Annotated in this window: 12 protein-coding genes; 7 read left to right on the top strand and 5 right to left on the bottom strand. The window is 44.2% G+C overall.

All coding sequences use genetic code 11. The features are described from left to right. Positions 1-13: 13 nt before the first annotated feature. The 5 genes from IEY48_RS12985 to IEY48_RS13005 form a co-directional block, all read right to left on the bottom strand. Positions 14-1,594 carry a tryptophan halogenase family protein gene (locus IEY48_RS12985; protein WP_188920961.1) on the bottom strand — a complete coding sequence of 527 codons (1,581 nt, stop codon included), beginning with the start codon at positions 1,592-1,594 and terminating at the stop codon, positions 14-16. A 282-nt stretch (positions 1,595-1,876) separates the two neighbouring features. Continuing rightward, complete coding sequence (locus IEY48_RS12990) at positions 1,877-4,780, bottom strand: TonB-dependent receptor (RefSeq protein ID WP_188920963.1); 2,904 nt, start codon at positions 4,778-4,780, stop codon at positions 1,877-1,879. Between the two features lie 476 nt (positions 4,781-5,256). Next, positions 5,257-6,258: a LacI family DNA-binding transcriptional regulator gene (locus IEY48_RS12995; RefSeq protein ID WP_188920965.1), complete on the bottom strand. Its 1,002-nt coding sequence runs from the start codon at positions 6,256-6,258 to the stop codon at positions 5,257-5,259. 66 nt (positions 6,259-6,324) lie between these two features. Next, positions 6,325-7,653, bottom strand: coding sequence for a glycoside-pentoside-hexuronide (GPH):cation symporter (locus tag IEY48_RS13000; protein ID WP_188920967.1), 1,329 nt, complete (start codon positions 7,651-7,653; stop codon positions 6,325-6,327). 88 nt (positions 7,654-7,741) lie between these two features. Continuing rightward, positions 7,742-9,073 carry a GH1 family beta-glucosidase gene (locus IEY48_RS13005; protein WP_188920969.1) on the bottom strand — a complete coding sequence of 444 codons (1,332 nt, stop codon included), beginning with the start codon at positions 9,071-9,073 and terminating at the stop codon, positions 7,742-7,744. Positions 9,074-9,418: 345 nt separating this feature from the next. Here IEY48_RS13005 and fucP point away from each other — a divergent pair, with 345 nt between their 5' ends. The 7 genes from fucP to IEY48_RS13040 all read left to right on the top strand — a co-directional run bounded on the left by fucP (position 9,419) and on the right by IEY48_RS13040 (position 18,227). Next, complete coding sequence (gene fucP, locus IEY48_RS13010; RefSeq protein ID WP_188920971.1) at positions 9,419-10,732, top strand: L-fucose:H+ symporter permease; 1,314 nt, start codon at positions 9,419-9,421, stop codon at positions 10,730-10,732. 9 nt (positions 10,733-10,741) lie between these two features. Next, positions 10,742-13,378 (top strand): glycoside hydrolase family 3 protein, encoded by a 2,637-nt coding sequence (locus IEY48_RS13015; protein WP_188920973.1) that lies wholly within the window; start codon positions 10,742-10,744, stop codon positions 13,376-13,378. Between the two features lie 87 nt (positions 13,379-13,465). Further along, complete coding sequence (locus IEY48_RS13020) at positions 13,466-14,536, top strand: glycoside hydrolase family 16 protein (protein ID WP_188920975.1); 1,071 nt, start codon at positions 13,466-13,468, stop codon at positions 14,534-14,536. Between the two features lie 336 nt (positions 14,537-14,872). Further along, positions 14,873-15,673 (top strand): 3'(2'),5'-bisphosphate nucleotidase CysQ, encoded by an 801-nt coding sequence (cysQ, locus tag IEY48_RS13025; protein ID WP_188920977.1) that lies wholly within the window; start codon positions 14,873-14,875, stop codon positions 15,671-15,673. A 59-nt stretch (positions 15,674-15,732) separates the two neighbouring features. After that, the gene (mak, locus tag IEY48_RS13030) at positions 15,733-16,638 is read left to right on the top strand and encodes a fructokinase (protein ID WP_188920979.1); all 906 of its coding nucleotides are present in this window, start codon (positions 15,733-15,735) and stop codon (positions 16,636-16,638) included. Between the two features lie 140 nt (positions 16,639-16,778). Continuing rightward, on the top strand, positions 16,779-17,552 hold the full coding sequence (locus IEY48_RS13035; RefSeq protein WP_188920981.1) for a YdcF family protein: 774 nt from the start codon (positions 16,779-16,781) through the stop codon (positions 17,550-17,552). After that, a complete protein-coding gene (locus tag IEY48_RS13040; RefSeq protein ID WP_188920983.1) occupies positions 17,553-18,227 on the top strand; it encodes a DUF2982 domain-containing protein in 675 nt (224 codons plus the stop codon). The last annotated feature ends 25 nt before the right edge of the window (positions 18,228-18,252 follow it).

Here is an 18,252-nt window from a genome sequence, read left to right on the forward strand (position 1 = left end):
TCAATTTATCCCATTAAAGCTTAGGAAAACCATATTGGGCCACTTTAGCTAATAAAGCACGGTTAGTCGGTAAACTTTTACTCAATGCCAGGGTACGTTGTTGGTTATCGTTAAATAATCCTTGTGCAAGTTGCAACTGAGACGGTTTAACATGGCTTGGTAATTGGGTTTGAAAGCCCATACCATAAAGCACATATTGAAAACTGGCGGCAGGGAAGAGCGCTTCTTTATAGCTAATGTCATGCTGGCTTGGCGCCTGGTAACGCCATAACTCAAGCTGTGCCTGTAAGCGTTCGGGTATTGAGCTGCTGTCACGATGGTCGTGCCAATAAGCATCAGCTTCGCGTTGGCTAATGACATAATGCAGTTTTAAAAAGTCGATAATTTGTTGCCAATGCTGCTGATAACGTAAGTTAACTCGATCTGCAATCGTGTCCATTACCTGGCGATTGGGCGGTAATTGCTGCGCGAGTGTAGAAGCTGTCCACTCAATTAACGCAAGGGCTGAGGCTTCTAATGGTTCGATAAACCCTGCGGCCATTCCAATGGCAATACAATTGTTTTGCCAGCATTTAGCATGATAACCCGGGCTAATATTGAGTTTTCGCGGCTCAAGTTGTGAGGCAAGTTCATTACTGGTGCCGTGGGCAGTTACGTAATCTCGTAGCACTTGCTCAGCTTGGCTGTCATTACTGTGGCTTGATGAATACACATAACCAACCCCTTTGCGGGTAGGTAAGCCTATATCCCAAATCCAGCCGTTTGGCTGCGCGGTTGAGTGAGTGCAAGAGGCAATCTCGGTTGCTGGGTCTTCATAAGGCACTTGCATCGCTAAAGCGCTGTCGTTAAACAGCACGGATTTTTGGCATAAAAACGGTACTTGTAAATGTTTGCCTAATAGCAATGATTTAACGCCTGTACAGTCAATAAACAATTGGCCGCTTATTTCGTCGTGTTGCTGGGTGATAAGCTTTTCAATGTCACCTTGCTCATTATTGACGATATGTTCGACATGATCGCGAACATGAGTCACTCCCAGTTTTTGGGTGCAATGCTCGAGCAGTAGTTGGCTGAATTTGCCGGCATTGAGGTGATAACCGTAATTGTTTTGAAAATGATATTGCGCTGATGAGATAGTTTTTGGCGCTAAACCGAGCTGTGATAATACTTCCTGGCTACTGACGGCCTGCGCAAAGCTGACTTGATCTGAGTGAGGCAACCAAAATGGGCATAAATCGAGTTCTTGATGTCCATGTGGCAGGCTAAAAGGATGTAAGTAGCTGTTGGATTTATCGACCGCGTCGGTGCGCCAATTAATAAAGCGAGAGCCTTGTTTGAAGCTGGCATCACAACGGCGAATAAAGTCATTTTCATCAATGCCTATCTTGCTCAAGGTTGAGCGCATTGAAGGCCAGGTGCCTTCACCCACACCAATAGTGGCCACATCGGGCGATTCAATTAAGGTGATGTCGAGCTTAGGAGAGTGAGCTAATACGCCCTTGTCGACATTATGCTCAGCCGCCAGTAATCCAGCGGTGATCCAACCTGCGGTGCCGCCACCAACAATGACGATTTGGGTGATTGGTTTTTGCATAATCTCTACCTACGCTTTGGGCGTTATTGTTATTTTAACGGTTCTATGATGTTTATTGGCATCAGAAACATCATAAGTAGAATTTGGTAAAATGTAAGCTGTTTCAGTGATTTGTTTTATAGGGTAAGCGAGTTATCCCTAAAAAAATAGTAACGTCCTTGTTACTTAATATCTTGCAATAAAAGAGGTGACAAAGTTTGCTCACCCCAACGACCTAAATAAAGCCTTGATGTATCCCGTTCAAACTGGGGTCAGACGGGATAACATCAAGTGGGTTATCACTTAGAAAGTATAACGTGCACCAATACTGTAGCGTGCGCCCGTTTCGGTTAGGTTTAACACTTGATCGTCTGTGTATCCACGAACTCGTGTGTATTCTTCGGTAATGTTAAGACCTTCAAAAAACACAGTTAAGCCTTCCACTTGCTCAATGTCGTAACTTACTGACAAATCGATTTGCGAGTATGCTTCAGTATACTGTGGGAATAAACCAGTGCCTTGGCTTGTTGCGCTTAAGAACTCATCACGCCAGTTGTAAGCCACACGAGCCTGGAAACCATAATTTTCGTACACTAATACCGCGTTAGCGGTATCACTAATACCGACTAAGGCCAGATCGCTGTCAACCAAGGTGTAGTTTGCAATAACACCCACTCCGCTTTCGCCGAAGAAGTGCTGCGCTGCAAATTCCCAACCATCAATAACTGCACTATCAGCGCTATTTGAAGGTGTAGAAATATTGAAGTTCAATAATTCATCGTTGTTATCTGCACTGCCGCTAATGATTTGGTTATCAGCATCTACCGCTGCGTTATCGGCATAGTTTGCGAAAATATAGTCACGTACTGCACCGGCTTCAGTGGTGCCTGTTGCTGCTACTGCGGCTTTATATAAATCACCCGATGCAGGGTTATAAATGCCGTTAGTGGTTTGGACAATTTCAGAGCTAATAAAGTTTTTAGTGTCTTTACGGAAATAACCGACTGACACATAGCTTGATGGCGCGTAATACCATTCTGCCGAGAAGTCGATGTTTTCAGACTCTAGTGGCAATAACGTTGGGTTACCCGCAGAACCACCACCATTAGTACGGTTAGCCAATGTGCTTAAGACGGTACCACCTTGAATTGCGGTATAATCTGGACGACCAATGGTTTCGCTGTATGCAGCACGTAAAATGACATCTTCTACCACTTCAATATTGAAATTAAAGCTTGGTAATAAGTAGTCATAATCACCTTTTTTCGTTTCAAAGACTTGCTCACCGGTTGCCGATAACGCAATCTCAGTTTCAGCAATCCAATCTGCGCCATCGTAACCGGCAACTGCCGCAGTTGAGGTTACATCGGTTTGTTCATAACGAAGCCCGAAATGCACATCAAATGGCATACCTGCAATTTCATTGTCGTAGTTGTACTGTACATAAACCGCTTGCGATTTTTCTTCAGTGTAACGGTCGGTTTCAGACGCATAGTTAGTTGATGGGCAGAAACCATTACCACAATCACCACTCACTGAAGAGCTGTAATTAGCCGCTGCGTAATCACGCACAGAGTCAAAGTCCCACATGAAAATGGTGTTTAGGATGTCAAAGTCGCCATCAGCAAGAGAGAAGTCACCGCCGTTGGCATCAAATTTGTCATGGATGGTGTCAGCTGGGAACCAAGCATCATCTAAATCACCTGCTGAGCCTACACCGCCCCAGTCGTTACGTTGCACGTTAACGGTTTGAGAGTGGTTATTGACGTTAGTTATCGCAATACCAAAATCAATGCTACCCGCATCTTCAAGGTAGTATTCACCGTCAAATTGATACTGGTCGATTTCAGACTTGTTGCGTGAGTTGGTAAATACAGAACCGGTTACCATCATATCTGCCGCGGTTACAGCGTTACCGCCACCCACTGCAAGCACGGGTAAGTCGCCGCTAAAGTCGGTTGCTGCGCTGGTACGGATAAAGGCTGCTGTACTTAAATTGTTGCTTGAACCGTAAAGGTTGTTGGGTTTGTTTTCAGCCACTGAGTTGTGCGCATCAAAAGTCAGTTTTAAGTCATCGGTAGCTTGCCACTCGATGTTGAAACCTAATGAACCACTTTCGTTACGCACGCCATAATCACCTGCCGCCATTGATAAGTCAGCGGGTGAATCGTAGGTTTCTGAATAAATAAGTGGCGTTGCATACGGGCCGTCAGACCATACGTTTTCAGATGGAACAAAGTTAAACCATGCTGATACGTCATTTGATTGGGTGTCGATGTCGTTGCGCATGTAAGTGTAGTCTAAGCTTGCCACGACACTGTCTACAGGGCTGTACTGCAATACTAACTGGCCGTTAGTACGGGTACGTTGTTGCTCTTCAAAACGATACACTGTGGTTTGTGGTACCGAGTAAAAGTCTTCATCACCTGGGCGATTGATTTGGCTGTCATCATTGGCTACGCCGCCCCATTCACTGTTGTCTGTGGTACCTGGGAATGTGCGCCAACCTGTACCGACTTGAGCTTGTTGGTTACCACTTTCACGCTCTTGGTAGCTTGCAGACAATGAAATACCAAAGGTGTCATCAGCAAAGGTATTTGAATATAAGCCAGACAGCTCTGGGGTTACCGAACCGTTATCGGTTGATTTGTCATCAACCGCTTTAACACCCACAGTCGCTTTAAGGCCTGGAGAGCTTAATGGCTTGTGAGTCAAAATGTTAATGGTTGAACCGATACCACCGGTAGAGTCTGATGCTTTACTGGTTTTATTGACTTCAACACCGCTGATACTTTCAGAGGCGATGTTAGCAAAGTCAAATGAGCGAGTGCCAGTTGTGACTGGCATTTGACGACCATTGAGGGTGATCAAGTTGTAGTCTGGACCAAAACCACGTACCGAGACTTTACTGCCTTCGCCGTTAGAGCGGTCAATCGATACACCGGTAATACGTTGTAATGATTCAGCTAAGTTTGTGTCTGGAAATTTACCAATATCTTCAGCAGAAATAGAGTCGACGACTCCACTTGATGAACGCTTAACATCCATTGATTTAATCAAACTACCACGGATGCCAGTCACCGAAATCACTTCAATGTTTTCTTCGCTGGTCTCATCTGCAGCATAGGCAGGTAACATACTGCCAACACCAAGCACTAGCGATAAACTGGTCGCGAGCTTAGTTTTTGTAAATTTTGTCGTTTTCATCTAGGAAATCCCCATTGACTAGATTTTATTTCTTTCAATATTGCGAGTAGGGCGCAAATCGTTTTTGTAATTCTCCATCCGCGCGTTATTCATTATTTATAATCATTGCCTTATAAAACAGCTAATGTAAGCGCTTACATAAAACTAGTGTAAAATGTGATAACAGTCAACAAAAACAAGTTTAAATTATTACATTTCATTAACCGATCGTGCTAGGGGAAAGTCGCACCTTAAACTTTGCTATTGTTTTTATTAGATTTTATTGTTAGGGAGGTAAGTGCAAATGAATGTAAGCGCTTTCTTTTTGTTGCCGAAGTTGTTACAGCTTCGGCTCAGGTTTAAATGATAAATGCCAATGTAATGTCGCATAGTTCATGGCAAATATCAGTGTTCAAGTGAAACCGATGATTATAAAAGTAAAAAACCAGCGGATGCTGGTTTTTTAGGGGATAAGGTATAACGCAATGCCAATCGATTTAGTCGACTTTTTTTGCCGAAGTGCGGATAAATAACTCTGGTTTAAACGAACTGTCAACTGCAATGTCTTGGTCATTGTAAACCTGCTGTAACACCCAGCGAGCCGCCATTTTACCCATCTCATGAATAGGGTTACTTACCGTGGATAATTTAGGGGAAATATACTGCGGGAAAGGGATGTTATCGTAACCAATAAATGAAATGTCATCGGGTACATTTAAGCCATGTTCTAAGCACACCGCAATTGCTCCAGAGGCCATTTGGTCATTAGCACATACCACAGCGGTGATGGGTTTGTTTAATGACAACAAATGTTCCATTGCGTCGCTGCCGCCAGCCTCTTTAAAATCACTCTCGTAATAAAGTGATTCGTCAAATGGGACATTATATTGTGCTAAGGCGCGTTTATGGCCTTTTAAACGATCTCTTACATCCAGTTTAAACAGTGGCCCTGAAATATAAGCAACATGGGTATGTCCAAGCGACAAAATGTAATCGGTAGCCATAAAGCCACCGAGTTCATTTTCAAGGTAAACACAGCGGTCTTTAATGGATTCAATATAGCGGTTAATAAAGACTATTGGTGTTGGGCCTTTGCTGAGCTCAATTAAATAATCATCAGACACGGCTTCAACATCCAAAATCAACGCATCACAACCACGACTCATTAAAAATTCGACACTGTCTTTTTCTTGGGCTTCATCACTGTGGCCCGCGGCAATAATCACGTGTTTATTGGCGCTTCGCAGCGCCGTTTCGATTTCGGTCATCATTGGACCGTAAAACGGACCATCAAGTTGCGACACCAACACGCCAACGCTATTAGAACGATTAGACGCTAAAGACTGAGCAATCGTATTGGGGCGATACCCTAAGGTTTGCATCGCATCCAATACTTTTTGCTTGGTTCTATCACTGACTTTGGTGTTGTTGTTCATCACTCTAGACACCGTAGCCAGAGACACACCCGCCATTACTGATACATCATAAATCGTTGCCATATCGCCTTTTCTTGTTAATTAATTCAAGTTAGCCTTGGAACATTGATTTGCAAGACTAGCATGCTTTTATTTTGCATCTCTATTTAATTCTAAGTGAATTTCATCCACTTTTTGGTTGTCCAGTACATACCAGCGCATGACAAACGCCACCAAAATAGAGCCTATGGCAGGGTAAATGGTAAAGGACAATAATATACCTTGCTGGGTGGCTTCTGTTTGTGCGGTATCGGCTTGATAACCATAGCCAGCTAACAACCAACCTGCAGCCGCGCCACCAATGGCAACCCCTAACTTAATAAAGAATATCACTGATGAATAGATCATCCCTGTGATTCGTACGCCATTTTTGTATTGGCCATAATCGACCACATCGGCCATTTTTGCCCATAACAACGGCGTTGCCATATTGAAGGTAAAGCCCCAAGCAATAAACATAAAGAACGCCAATATAACTTGATCGCTTGGTACAAAGTAACTGAGTACACATAATGTTGCGGCAAGGATTTGCAGGCTAATATAGGCTTTCACTTTACAGACGCGTTTAGCCAGCGGTTCAGCCAAAATACAACCAAAGATATTACCGACCATCCCCAGGGTGATAAACAGGGTGATGGAGTCTGGCATGTTGAGGTAATACTTAACATAGTAAATGGCTAAGCTAGTGCGCAGTACCATGCCAGATAATAAACACACCGAAGCAACAGAAAGTACCCGCCATTGATCATTTTTAAGCATGTCGCCAAAGTCTTTCTTAAAACTTGATTGCTGATCGACTGGCGGGTGAAGGCGCTCTTTGGTGCCCCAAAAACACACTAAAAACATCGCCACGCCTAAAATGCTCATTGCGGTAATCGTTAGTTGATAACCTTTTGCCTCATCACCCTGACCTAAAAACTCGACTAAAGGTAATGTCAGTCCTGACACCAGCAAACCACCTAACATGGCGAATACAAAACGGTATGACTGCACTGATACCCGCTCTTTAGGATCAGCGGTTAATACGCCGCCCAAAGCACAGTAAGGAATGTTAATAGCGGTATAGACCATCATCAAGGCTGTGTAAGTCACAAAGGCATAAATCATTTTACCGTCTTCGGTTAAATCGGGTGTGGTAAATGCCAACACACTGATACAGCCAAAGGGCAGGGCAAACCATAACAAGTAAGGTCTGAATTTACCCCAGCGGGTATTGGTTCTATCGGCCAGTGCGCCCATTAATGGATCGGTTACCGCATCAATTAAACGCACGGCTAAAAACATGGTGCCGACAAATGCAGGTGAAATACCGAAAATGTCGGTATAGAAAAAGGTTAAAAAAAGCATCACCGTTTGGAACACAATGTTACTGGCTGTGTCACCAAGCCCGTAGGCCATTTTCTCTTTAATACTGATCATACGTGCCTCAATAATTGTTGTTATATTTTTTTAATTTGATGCGTTAAATACAATAAAGCCGCTCATTAGGAACGGCTTAACTGTAGAGTTATTTTCTGTTAGCTAATAAGTCTTTGTAGGCATAAGCGCTAGACTTAAGCGTACGCTTTTGGGTGTCATAATCAACATAGACAATACCAAAGCGTTTTAAATACCCTTCAGCCCATTCAAAGTTATCCATTAGGCTCCAGGCAAAGTAACCCACAATATTAACGCCTTGTTCTATGGCGTTATTCACAGCATTTAAGTGGGCATCATAATAAGCGAGTCTGTCTTGATCATCCACTTTACCGTCAATCAATTTATCGTCCATAGCGGCACCATTTTCGGTGATGTACATCGGCGGTAACGGATAAAGTGCATGTAATGAGGTCAATAAATCAGTGAATGATTGCGGGTAAATCTCCCAACCAATATCGGTTTTAGGATTATCAACCATATCAATTTGGCTAAAGCCTGTGACTGCATCTGCTTTGTACACAGCACGGGTATAAAAGTTGATGCCTAAAAAGTCGATGGGTTGGGCAATAATATCAAAGTCGCCTGCTTCAATAACCGGCATATCCTCTGGTGCAAAGTCGTTAATAATCTCAGGGTAGCAGCGATCAAACAGCGGCTTAATGTACCACTGATTAAAATACTGGTCAGCTTTACTGGCGGCTTGTACATCTTCGGCTGAGTCGGTGGCACTGTAACAAGGGGTAAAGTTAAGCACGATGCCGTTTTCAGTGTTTGGGCTGTTTTTTTGCAATACTTTCATGGCTAAACCATGGGCTAACAATAAATGATGCGCTGATTGACGACCATAAGATTTTTTAGCCAAACCAGGTGCATGTACGCCAATTTCATAACCTAGATACGAGCTGCAAAAAGGCTCGTTAAATGTGGCATAAGAGTATACCCGGTCGCCAAAGGCTTGGGTGACTTTGTCGGTATAGTCAGCAAATAAGTAAGCTGTTTCACGGTTTAACCAGCCGCCATTGTCTTCAATGTGTTGTGGTAAATCCCAGTGATATAAGGTGACAAACGGTTTAATGCCGCGACGATTTAGCTCGTCTAATAAGTCAGTATAAAACTGTACGCCTTGAGTGTTTAAGCTGCCATCTTTGTGTAACACGCGAGGCCAAGAAATCGATAAACGGTATGCATCTACACCCAATGATTCAATTAAATCAATATCTTCACGCCATAGTTTTACGTGTTCGCAAGCTTGGTCGCCGTTAGAACCGTCACGTACTTTGCCTGGTGTGGCGCAAAAAGTGTCCCAAATGCACGCTAAACGTGAATCAGCTGCGCCTTCGATTTGAAATGATGCGGTTGCAACACCGTATGTGAACGCTTTTGACTGCATTTTCGAATTGGCTGGTAACATTATTTTCATATTAATTTTCACTTAGTATTGATTAAGTTTGAGTCTTTTTTTGGCAATTTATTGCGCTGAAACACCGATGATTACGCTATTGTGCCACTCACCTGTTAGATGAAAAATTCTGTTTGAACATCTAAAAATCGTTGACATCAGTTATCGATATGTTAAAAATGAAAGCGCTTACATTGAGATTAGTGATTAATGATACAAAGGTCAATATTTGATTTAGCGAATTAATCACAACAGGCCAGTAGGGGATATCGTTTACACGCGTTTATGCTGAGTGAACGATTTATGGTCATGTTTAGCTCGAGTAGTAACTAACCCAATATAACGACTTATAAATCAGGGGATGTCATGGCGACTTCACACAACCAACCAGAGTTAACTCATGTTGACTCTACTCACCAACAAGGGGATTTTCGCTTTGCATTAGTCGCGTTAACCTCGTTGTTTTTTATGTGGGGCTTTTTAACTTGCCTCAACGATATTTTAATTCCTTACTTAAAAAACATGTTTGAGCTTAACTATGCTCAAGCAATGTTAGTGCAGTTTTGTTTCTTTGGTGCTTACTTTATTGTGTCGATCCCAGCAGGTTCGCTTGTGGGTAAAATTGGTTACCAAAAAGGGATTATCACGGGGTTAGTGATTGCCTGTGTTGGGTGTTTATTATTCTATCCTTCAGCCAGTTATGGCTCATACAATATGTTCTTGTTTGCCTTTTTTGTTTTAGCATCGGGCATTACCATTTTACAAGTTTCAGCCAATCCATATGTGAGTGTGCTAGGCCCTGCTGAAACCGCATCATCTCGTTTAACCTTAACCCAAGCGTTTAATTCCTTAGGCACTACGGTGGCGCCTTTCTTTGGCAGTTGGTTAATTTTATCGACAGTTGAACACGATGAAAAACTTACTGAAGTCGGTGAGGTCATTGGCCAATTATCGGTACAACAACAAGCCAGTGCGGTGCAAACACCGTATTTGATTTTGGCAGCGTCTTTATTAGCTCTTGCGGTCATTTTTATGCTGTTAAAGCTGCCCCTATTGGGCAAGAAGGTGGTGACTAGCCAAAAAACGGCCAAAGGCAGTGCATGGCAATATCCTCACCTCGTATTGGGCGCTGTAGGTATTTTTGTCTATGTTGGCGCCGAAGTGGGCATTGGCAGCTTTTTGATTAGCTTTTTAACTCAAGATGACATTGGTGGTTTATCAGAATCCCAGGCTGCGCATTACATCGCTTATTACTTTGGCGGTGCCATGGTAGGGCGCTTTATTGGTGCAGGTGTGATGCAAAAAATTCAAGCTGGCAAAGTGTTAGCTTTTAATGCTCTGTGTGCTTGTGTATTAATTGTGGCGGCGATGTTTAGTGCTGGCACGGTCGCCATGTGGGCATTATTGTTAGTGGGATTATGTAACTCTATTATGTTTCCGACCATCTTCAGCTTGGCGTTACAAGATTTAAAACAGCATACCAGCCAGGGCTCAGGTATTTTATGTTTAGCCATTGTCGGCGGCGCGGTTTTACCGTTACTGCAAGGCATTTTGGCAGACAGTTTAGGTATTCAATTAGCGTTTATCGTGCCGCTACTATGTTACGGTTTTATTGGTTATTACGGTTTAGTCGGTTGCCATGCTGCGCGCCCTACCGCTAACGTTAAGCAACAAGGATAAGGACATCACATGACTATTATTTCTGTAAAAACTGAGCGTAAATCAACCAAGCTCACGACGGTAAGCTACTTAAGTTTTGCGGTTTTATTGGGTCTGGGTGGTTGCGGCGAAGCGCAACAAGCCGCTCCTACTAACACGGTTACACCACAAGCGGCTACAGTAGAAACTAGCGCAAAAAACACCATTGATTTATGGCCGGCATTAACACCTGCCATTGCCAAAGATGCTGAGCTCGAAGCCAAAATTACCGCGCTGGTGAGCAAGATGACGGTAGAGCAAAAAGTGGCGCAGATGATCCAGCCTGAAATTCGCGATATCACCGTTGAAGATATGCGCAAGTACGGTTTTGGCTCGTATCTCAATGGCGGCGGTGCTTACCCTAATAACGATAAACATGCCACGCCAGCGGATTGGATTGCCTTAGCTGAATCGCTATATCAAGCCTCAGTTGACGACTCTGTCGATGGCATTAATATCCCGACAATGTGGGGAACTGACGCTGTACATGGCCACAACAATGTCATTGGTGCCACGCTATTTCCGCACAATATTGGTCTAGGTGCGGCCAATAATCCAAAATTGATCGAACAAATTGCAGCGATAACCGCTAAAGAAGTGATGGTCACTGGTATTGATTGGGTATTTGCACCCACAGTAGCCGTTGTGAGGGATGACCGTTGGGGCCGCAGTTATGAAGGCTATTCTGAAGACCCCGCCATTGTCAGAGATTACTCATTTGCGATTGTTGAAGGGTTACAAGGTGCCGTTAATGGTGACTTTTTATCGGATCAACGTGTGCTGTCGACCGTTAAGCATTTCTTAGGTGATGGCGGCACAGAAAAGGGTATTGATCAGGGCGACAATATTGCCACTGAAAAAATGTTAGTCGATGTGCATGCTCAAGGTTATGTTGGCGGCTTAAATGCAGGCGCACAAAGTGTGATGGCCTCGTTTAATAGCTGGCATGGTGAAAAAAATCATGGCAATAAATACTTACTGACCGACGTATTAAAAGATCGCATGGGCTTTGACGGTTTTGTGGTGGGTGATTGGAATGGCCATGGACAAATTCCGGGTTGTAGCAATGAGTCGTGTGCTCAAGCGGCTAATGCGGGCCTAGATATCTTTATGGTGCCAACTGCTGCGTGGAAACCGTTATTTGAAAACACGGTGGCACAAGTTAACAGTGGCGAAATTAGTCAGGCTCGATTAGACGATGCAGTATCACGTATTTTACGGGTTAAATTGAGAGCCGGTTTGTTTGAAAAGCCAAGCCCTGCTAAGCGCCCATTATCGGGTAAGACAGAGCTGATCGGCCAAGCAAGTCATCGTGAGGTTGCCCGTCAGGCGGTGCGTGAATCTTTGGTATTGCTGAAAAATAATCAAAATGTGTTGCCGCTTTCACCTAAGCTATCGGTCTTGGTAGCGGGTGATGCAGCCGACAATATTGGTAAGCAGTCGGGCGGCTGGACTATTACCTGGCAGGGTACCGACAACCAAAATGCCGACTTCCCTGGCGCAACATCTATTTACTCAGGTATTGAGCAAGCGGTCAGTCAGGCAGGTGGTCAAGCAATGCTAAGTGTTAATGGCGAGTTTACTGAACAACAAAAGCCAGATGTCGCCATTGTAGTGTTTGGTGAAGAGCCTTACGCCGAAGGCAATGGCGATATTGATAACCTTGAATATCAACGTGGCGACAAGCGCGATTTAGCCTTGTTAAAGCAGCTTAAAGCACAAGGCATTCCTGTGGTATCGGTATTTATCAGTGGCCGCCCAATGTGGGTGAATGCTGAATTTAACGCATCGGACGCCTTTGTTGCCGCATGGTTACCAGGCTCTGAAGGCCAGGGCATTGCCGATGTGTTGTTTACTGATGCAGACGGTAAGGTCAAACATGACTTTGGCGGTAAGTTATCGTTCTCATGGCCAGCAACGCCACAGCAAACAAGGGTTAACGTGCCTTTAGCAACAGAATCAACTGAAGTTAAAGCGCAATATCAGCCATTGATCCCATTTGGTTACGGGTTAACTTATCAGTCCAATGCCAGTGATGCCGTGGTGCTTGATAATTTATCTGAAGACAATTTAGCTGCTGAGCAAACACTAGTCGACTTGCCGTTATTTGAGCGTGCAGTTAAGTCGCCGTGGTCAATGTACATTGCTAATAGCGCAGAGCGTCAGGGATTGTCGAGCAGTGTGGCACAAAACAGCGCGTTAACGATCCGTACTATGGATCGCGTCGTGCAAGAAGATGCTCGATTGGTGTCCTTTAATGGTAGCGAGCAAGGTGTCGTTGGCTTAATCAGTAACTTCCCACGTGACTTTAGAGCCTACAGCAATAGCGATTCAGCGTTGACCTTAAGTATAAAAGCCACTACATCACTGCAAAAGCCACTTTGGTTAGGCATGGCCTGTGAAGGTGATTGTCGCAAGCAAGTTGATATTGCTCAGCAAGTGAATGGCAAGTTAGGTGAGTGGCAGAATATTAGTGTGTCATTGGCGTGTTTTGCTAGCGAGCCAATGGACTTTGGCAAAATCACTATGCCGTTCTATCTCGCGACCAGCGATAAAGTTGATGTGAGCTTCAGTGATGTGGTGATCCATACTCAGCCTGGTGAAAACACGGTTCAATGTAAAAAGTAAATTGTGCTGAGAGCTTGGCCAGACCCTAACTACACTGGTACGGTCTGGCTCAAGCCTTGTTAAATATTCAATATCATGAGTAAACTAATGACGCATTTTGCTAACAACAACTCGTTGTTACCGGGCTTAACAGTTTTTACGTTGGCTTCGTTTATTCTCTCGGGTTGTCATTCAGTCGATACCGAAAGCCAAACTCAAACAGCAACCAGCCTGGTAAATTCTGGCTGGCAAATAGTGTGGCAAGATGAGTTTGACGGCAATGCAGTGAATGCCAACAAATGGAGTTTTGCAGTTGACTGTTATGGCGGCGGCAATAATGAAGCACAGTGTTATACCGCAAGAGCCAAAAATGCTTCAGTTGCCGATGGTTTACTGACCATTACCGCGATTAAAGAGCGCTTTTCTGGCCCTGCCGTTAACGATTCTGATCCAAGCTATGAGGTGAATGACACCAGTAAAACCTTGGATTATACCTCGGCAAGATTAGTGTCAAAAAACAAAGGCGATTGGAAATACGGCCGTTTTGAAATTCGCGCAAAATTGCCCCAAGGACAAGGTACCTGGCCTGCTATTTGGATGCTGCCGACCGATTGGGTATATGGCCCCTGGGCAGGTTCTGGCGAAATTGACATTATGGAAGCGGTAAATCTTAAAGTGGTTGTTGAGGATAGCGCGCCGGTTTCAGCCGTACACGGCACACTACATTACGGCAAACAATGGCCTAATAATGTTTATACAGGTCAAGAATATCACTTAGCGAATGGTGTTAACCCTGCCGATGACTTTCATGTTTACGCCGTTGAATGGCAACAGGATGAAATACGTTGGTATGTCGATGATGTTCATTTTGCCACGCAACGTTCACCTGGCTGGTATAGCCAATATGTCGATGATAAGGGCGAAACAGTGAACGCGCCCAATGATGCGCCTTTTAATCAGCCTTTTCATCTGTTGCTAAATCTTGCTGTGGGTGGCGATTGGGCGGCAAACGTGCACAACAAAGGGATTGATCCTGAGGTATTTCCTCAATCAATGTTAGTGGATTATGTTCGTGTTTATCAATGCGGCGATTCATCCACCACAGGTGCAGGCTGTGAAACCATTGATGAAGATGCGCAGTTGGTATCAGGCAAAACACTTACCGACACTATTCAATAACCTTGATTATCGCGATGGTTCCCCAGTTTTTGTGGTGTTAATTATACAGTCAATCCAGTGTTTTCTTGGGTTTGTTTACGTGGTGCAAACTGTGCAAGTGGGATTGAATACGAATGCAAAGATGCACTGTTTGCTTTGAGCAGCGCAACGCTTAGCTTAGTATCGAGCAACAAGATAAAGTGTTACCGATTTGTTGTTGTGGTGTGAGGTTTTTAACGACCAATTTGCGCGTTTAGGTTTAACTACGAACAAATGATTATATCAATTTATGATGCGAACGATGGCATAATGATTATTAATGGTATCGGACCGCTATAAATTTTTAAGGGAATTGATTTGTCGAACATTACATTTACAGCCGCAGATTTACAAAAAATCGTTGAGCTGGCCAAAGAGGCTGGCGACGCCATTATGCAAGTATATGCTCAATCCGATTTAGGGGTTGACGTAAAGCAAGATGATAGTCCGGTTACCGCGGCTGATATCGTCAGTCACAATGTGATTGTTGCTGGGCTGAAGCGCCATTTTGCTGATATTGCAGTGATGAGTGAAGAAGCGGCTGATATTAGTTGGGCCGAAAGACAAACATGGCAAACCTACTGGTTAATTGACCCACTTGATGGCACTAAAGAGTTTATTAAACGCAACGGCGAGTTTACCGTCAATATTGCGCTTATTCATCAAGGCAAAGCAGTTGCGGGGGTGGTTTACGCCCCAGTGTTGAAAAAGTGTTATAGCGGCATTCTCGGTCAAGGTGCCTGGCTTGAGCAAGATGGCACGGTCACCTCGCTTGATATTAGCGAGCGCCAGATACAAACACCGCCCATTGTTGTGGGCAGTCGCTCGCACGTGAGCCCAGATGTTGCTCAGTATTTAGAACAGGTCGGCGAGCATAATATGCTCAGTGTCGGCAGTTCATTAAAGTTTTGTATGGTGGCCGAAGGACAGGTAGATGTGTACCCAAGGCTTGGCTTAACCAGCGAATGGGACACTGCAGCCGCGCAAGCTGTTTTAGAAAGTGCAGGTGGCGTTGTGTTGGCATATCCTGCCATGAAACCACTTGAATATAATCAAAAAGAAAACATTTTAAATCCATATTTTATTGCTGCGTCACCGGCGTGGTTTGCAAAAAGTTAGGTGTTACCTCACTTTGCTGATATGGAAATAACTTTACATTGATAATGGAGAGGCTAGTTATGATGCGCATGGGCGTCGATCTCGGTGGTACCAAAATTGAAATAGTGGCGTTAGCCGAAGATGGCACTGAAATATTCAGAAAGCGTATCCCTACTCCTAGAAATTATCCTGGCACCGTAGACGCTATTGTCAGCCTAGTGACAGATGCTGAAACAGCAACAAAACAAACTGGCTCAGTGGGTGTTGGCATCCCAGGTGTGGTATCACCCTTTACCGGTTTGGTTAAAAACTCAAACTCAACCTGGATTAACGGTCACCCGTTAGATAAAGATTTAAGTGATGTTTTAAGCCGTGAAGTGCGCGTGGCCAATGATGCAAACTGTTTTGCGGTATCAGAAGCTGTCGACGGCGCTGCAGCCGGTAAAGGTGTGGTTTTTGGCGGTATTATTGGTACTGGCTGTGGTGCAGGTATTGCAATAAATGGTCGGGTGCATGCTGGTGGCAATGGCATTGGCGGCGAATGGGGGCATAACCCATTACCGTGGATGACTCCAGATGAATTCAATTCTACCACCTGTTTTTGTGGTAATCGTGATTGTATTGAAACCTTTATTTCTGGTACGGGCTTTGTGCGTGATTTTCGCGAAGCGGGTGGCGATGCCACCAGTGGGATTCAAATTGCTGAAATGATGGCGCAGGGCGACCCATTAGCCACTGCCGCTTTTGATCGCTACATTGACCGTTTAGCACGTTCGTTAGCGCATGTGATTAACATGATGGACCCAGACATGATTGTATTAGGTGGCGGCGTGTCAAACATTGATGCGATTTATACTGAGTTACCTAAAGTGTTACCTAAATATGTGGTGGGCCGTGAGTGTGAGACCCAGGTTGTGAAAAATAAATTTGGAGCATCATCTGGTGTTCGCGGCGCAGCGTGGCTGTGGGGCAAAGACGAAAAGTAATCATCCCTTGTTCTGCATTAAGTTGGCATATACACAAACGGCACTCAATAGTGCCGTTTTTGTTTTGTGTTGACTAAGTTACACTAGCGTCAAAATTAGAGTTGTTATTACTGACTGAATAAAAATTGAGTGAATGATTGATGTTTTGGTTAAAAAAAGTCTTGTCGCAATTGGTGATGCCCATTCCATTAACTGTGTTGTTATTGTTGGTTGCTGCGTTATTGTGGCGCAGCCAGCGTCAATTGCTGCTGAAGTTCGGCAAAGCCAGTTTATCACTCGCCATAGCTGTGCTGCTGTTGTGCAGTCAGTCGCAAGTCAGTTATTGGTTAACCGACTCACTAGAATCTCGTTATTCACCTAATAATCAGTTAAAAACTGGATCCTGTGTGGTGATGGTATTAGGCTCTGGGAATCTTGAAAAGCCTGGGTTAACAGCTGTACAGCAGTTATCTGCCACAGCATTAGCGCGCTTAAGTGAAGGGATCCGGCAACTGAGTTTGGGACAAGGTTGCACCTTAGTGGTAAGTGGTTACAGTGGCGGCCAACAACCGACACCCCATGCCAGTATAATGGCTAACGCGGCGGTTGAGCTTGGGGTTAACCCAGCCAATATCATTAAGTTTGACCAGCCAAAAGACACTATCGAAGAAGCATACGCATTACAGCAATTAATCGGCCAGCAACCTTTTACATTGGTGACCTCTGCCACCCATATGCCACGTGCCATGAGTATTTTTACTCAATTAGGCATGCAGCCACAGCCTGCGCCAACCAATTTTATTGCTCACAAGGGCTTTTGGTGGCGTCTTGATGCTGAGCAATTACATGCATCACAGCGCTCTATTCATGAATATGTCGGCATGATATGGCTGAATATTAAAGGCTTAAAGCAGCACACTGGGGAGACAATCTAAATGACCGATGAGTTATCGATCAGTCCTTTTTCTAAACGCAACGGCATTACTTTAACCTTGCTTGGTGCGCTAAGCATGCTTATCAGCTTGGTTATTTTTATTGCCTTTGGTAGCTTGTTTGCACTCGGTATGATGTTTTTTGCACTGGGTTCAGTAGGTTTAATTTTAGGTGTCGCCAAAGTGTATCAGCCTGCCGTGAGTTTTAAATTAACGGCAGAAGGCATGGCCTTTTTCCATCGTCGCGGCCAGGTGTTTATTCAGTGGGATAATATTCAACGCCTTGATAATGTAAGAGTAAACCAAAATCTACAGTTAATTGAGCTACCCTATATCGGCGTTAAACTTAAACAAATCAATCCGATTTTAGACTGCATTTCACCGCGTTTAGCGACCGGTTTGTTAACTGAGCAACGGCCGCTATTAATGACGGCAGCCACTCAAGATGAAGATTTACAAAGCCTAGAGGGCTATTTAGGCACTGAATATACGCCGTTAATCGTTAATGGCGATCGTTATCGAGGTGTACTTGCTATGTTTGGTCACCGCTGCCAAACCTTAAATGAACAACTGGGTTATCACTTATATTTATCAACGGACAGTGTCGATCGCGACCCCAAAGAGTTTGTTAACCTGTTACGCCAATGGCAACAACAAGCCAGTGTTACTGCTGAGTAATATCGCTAGCCGATCCAATAAAGTG

Source organism: Shewanella saliphila (assembly GCF_014648295.1).
Lineage (GTDB): Bacteria > Pseudomonadota > Gammaproteobacteria > Enterobacterales > Shewanellaceae > Shewanella > Shewanella saliphila.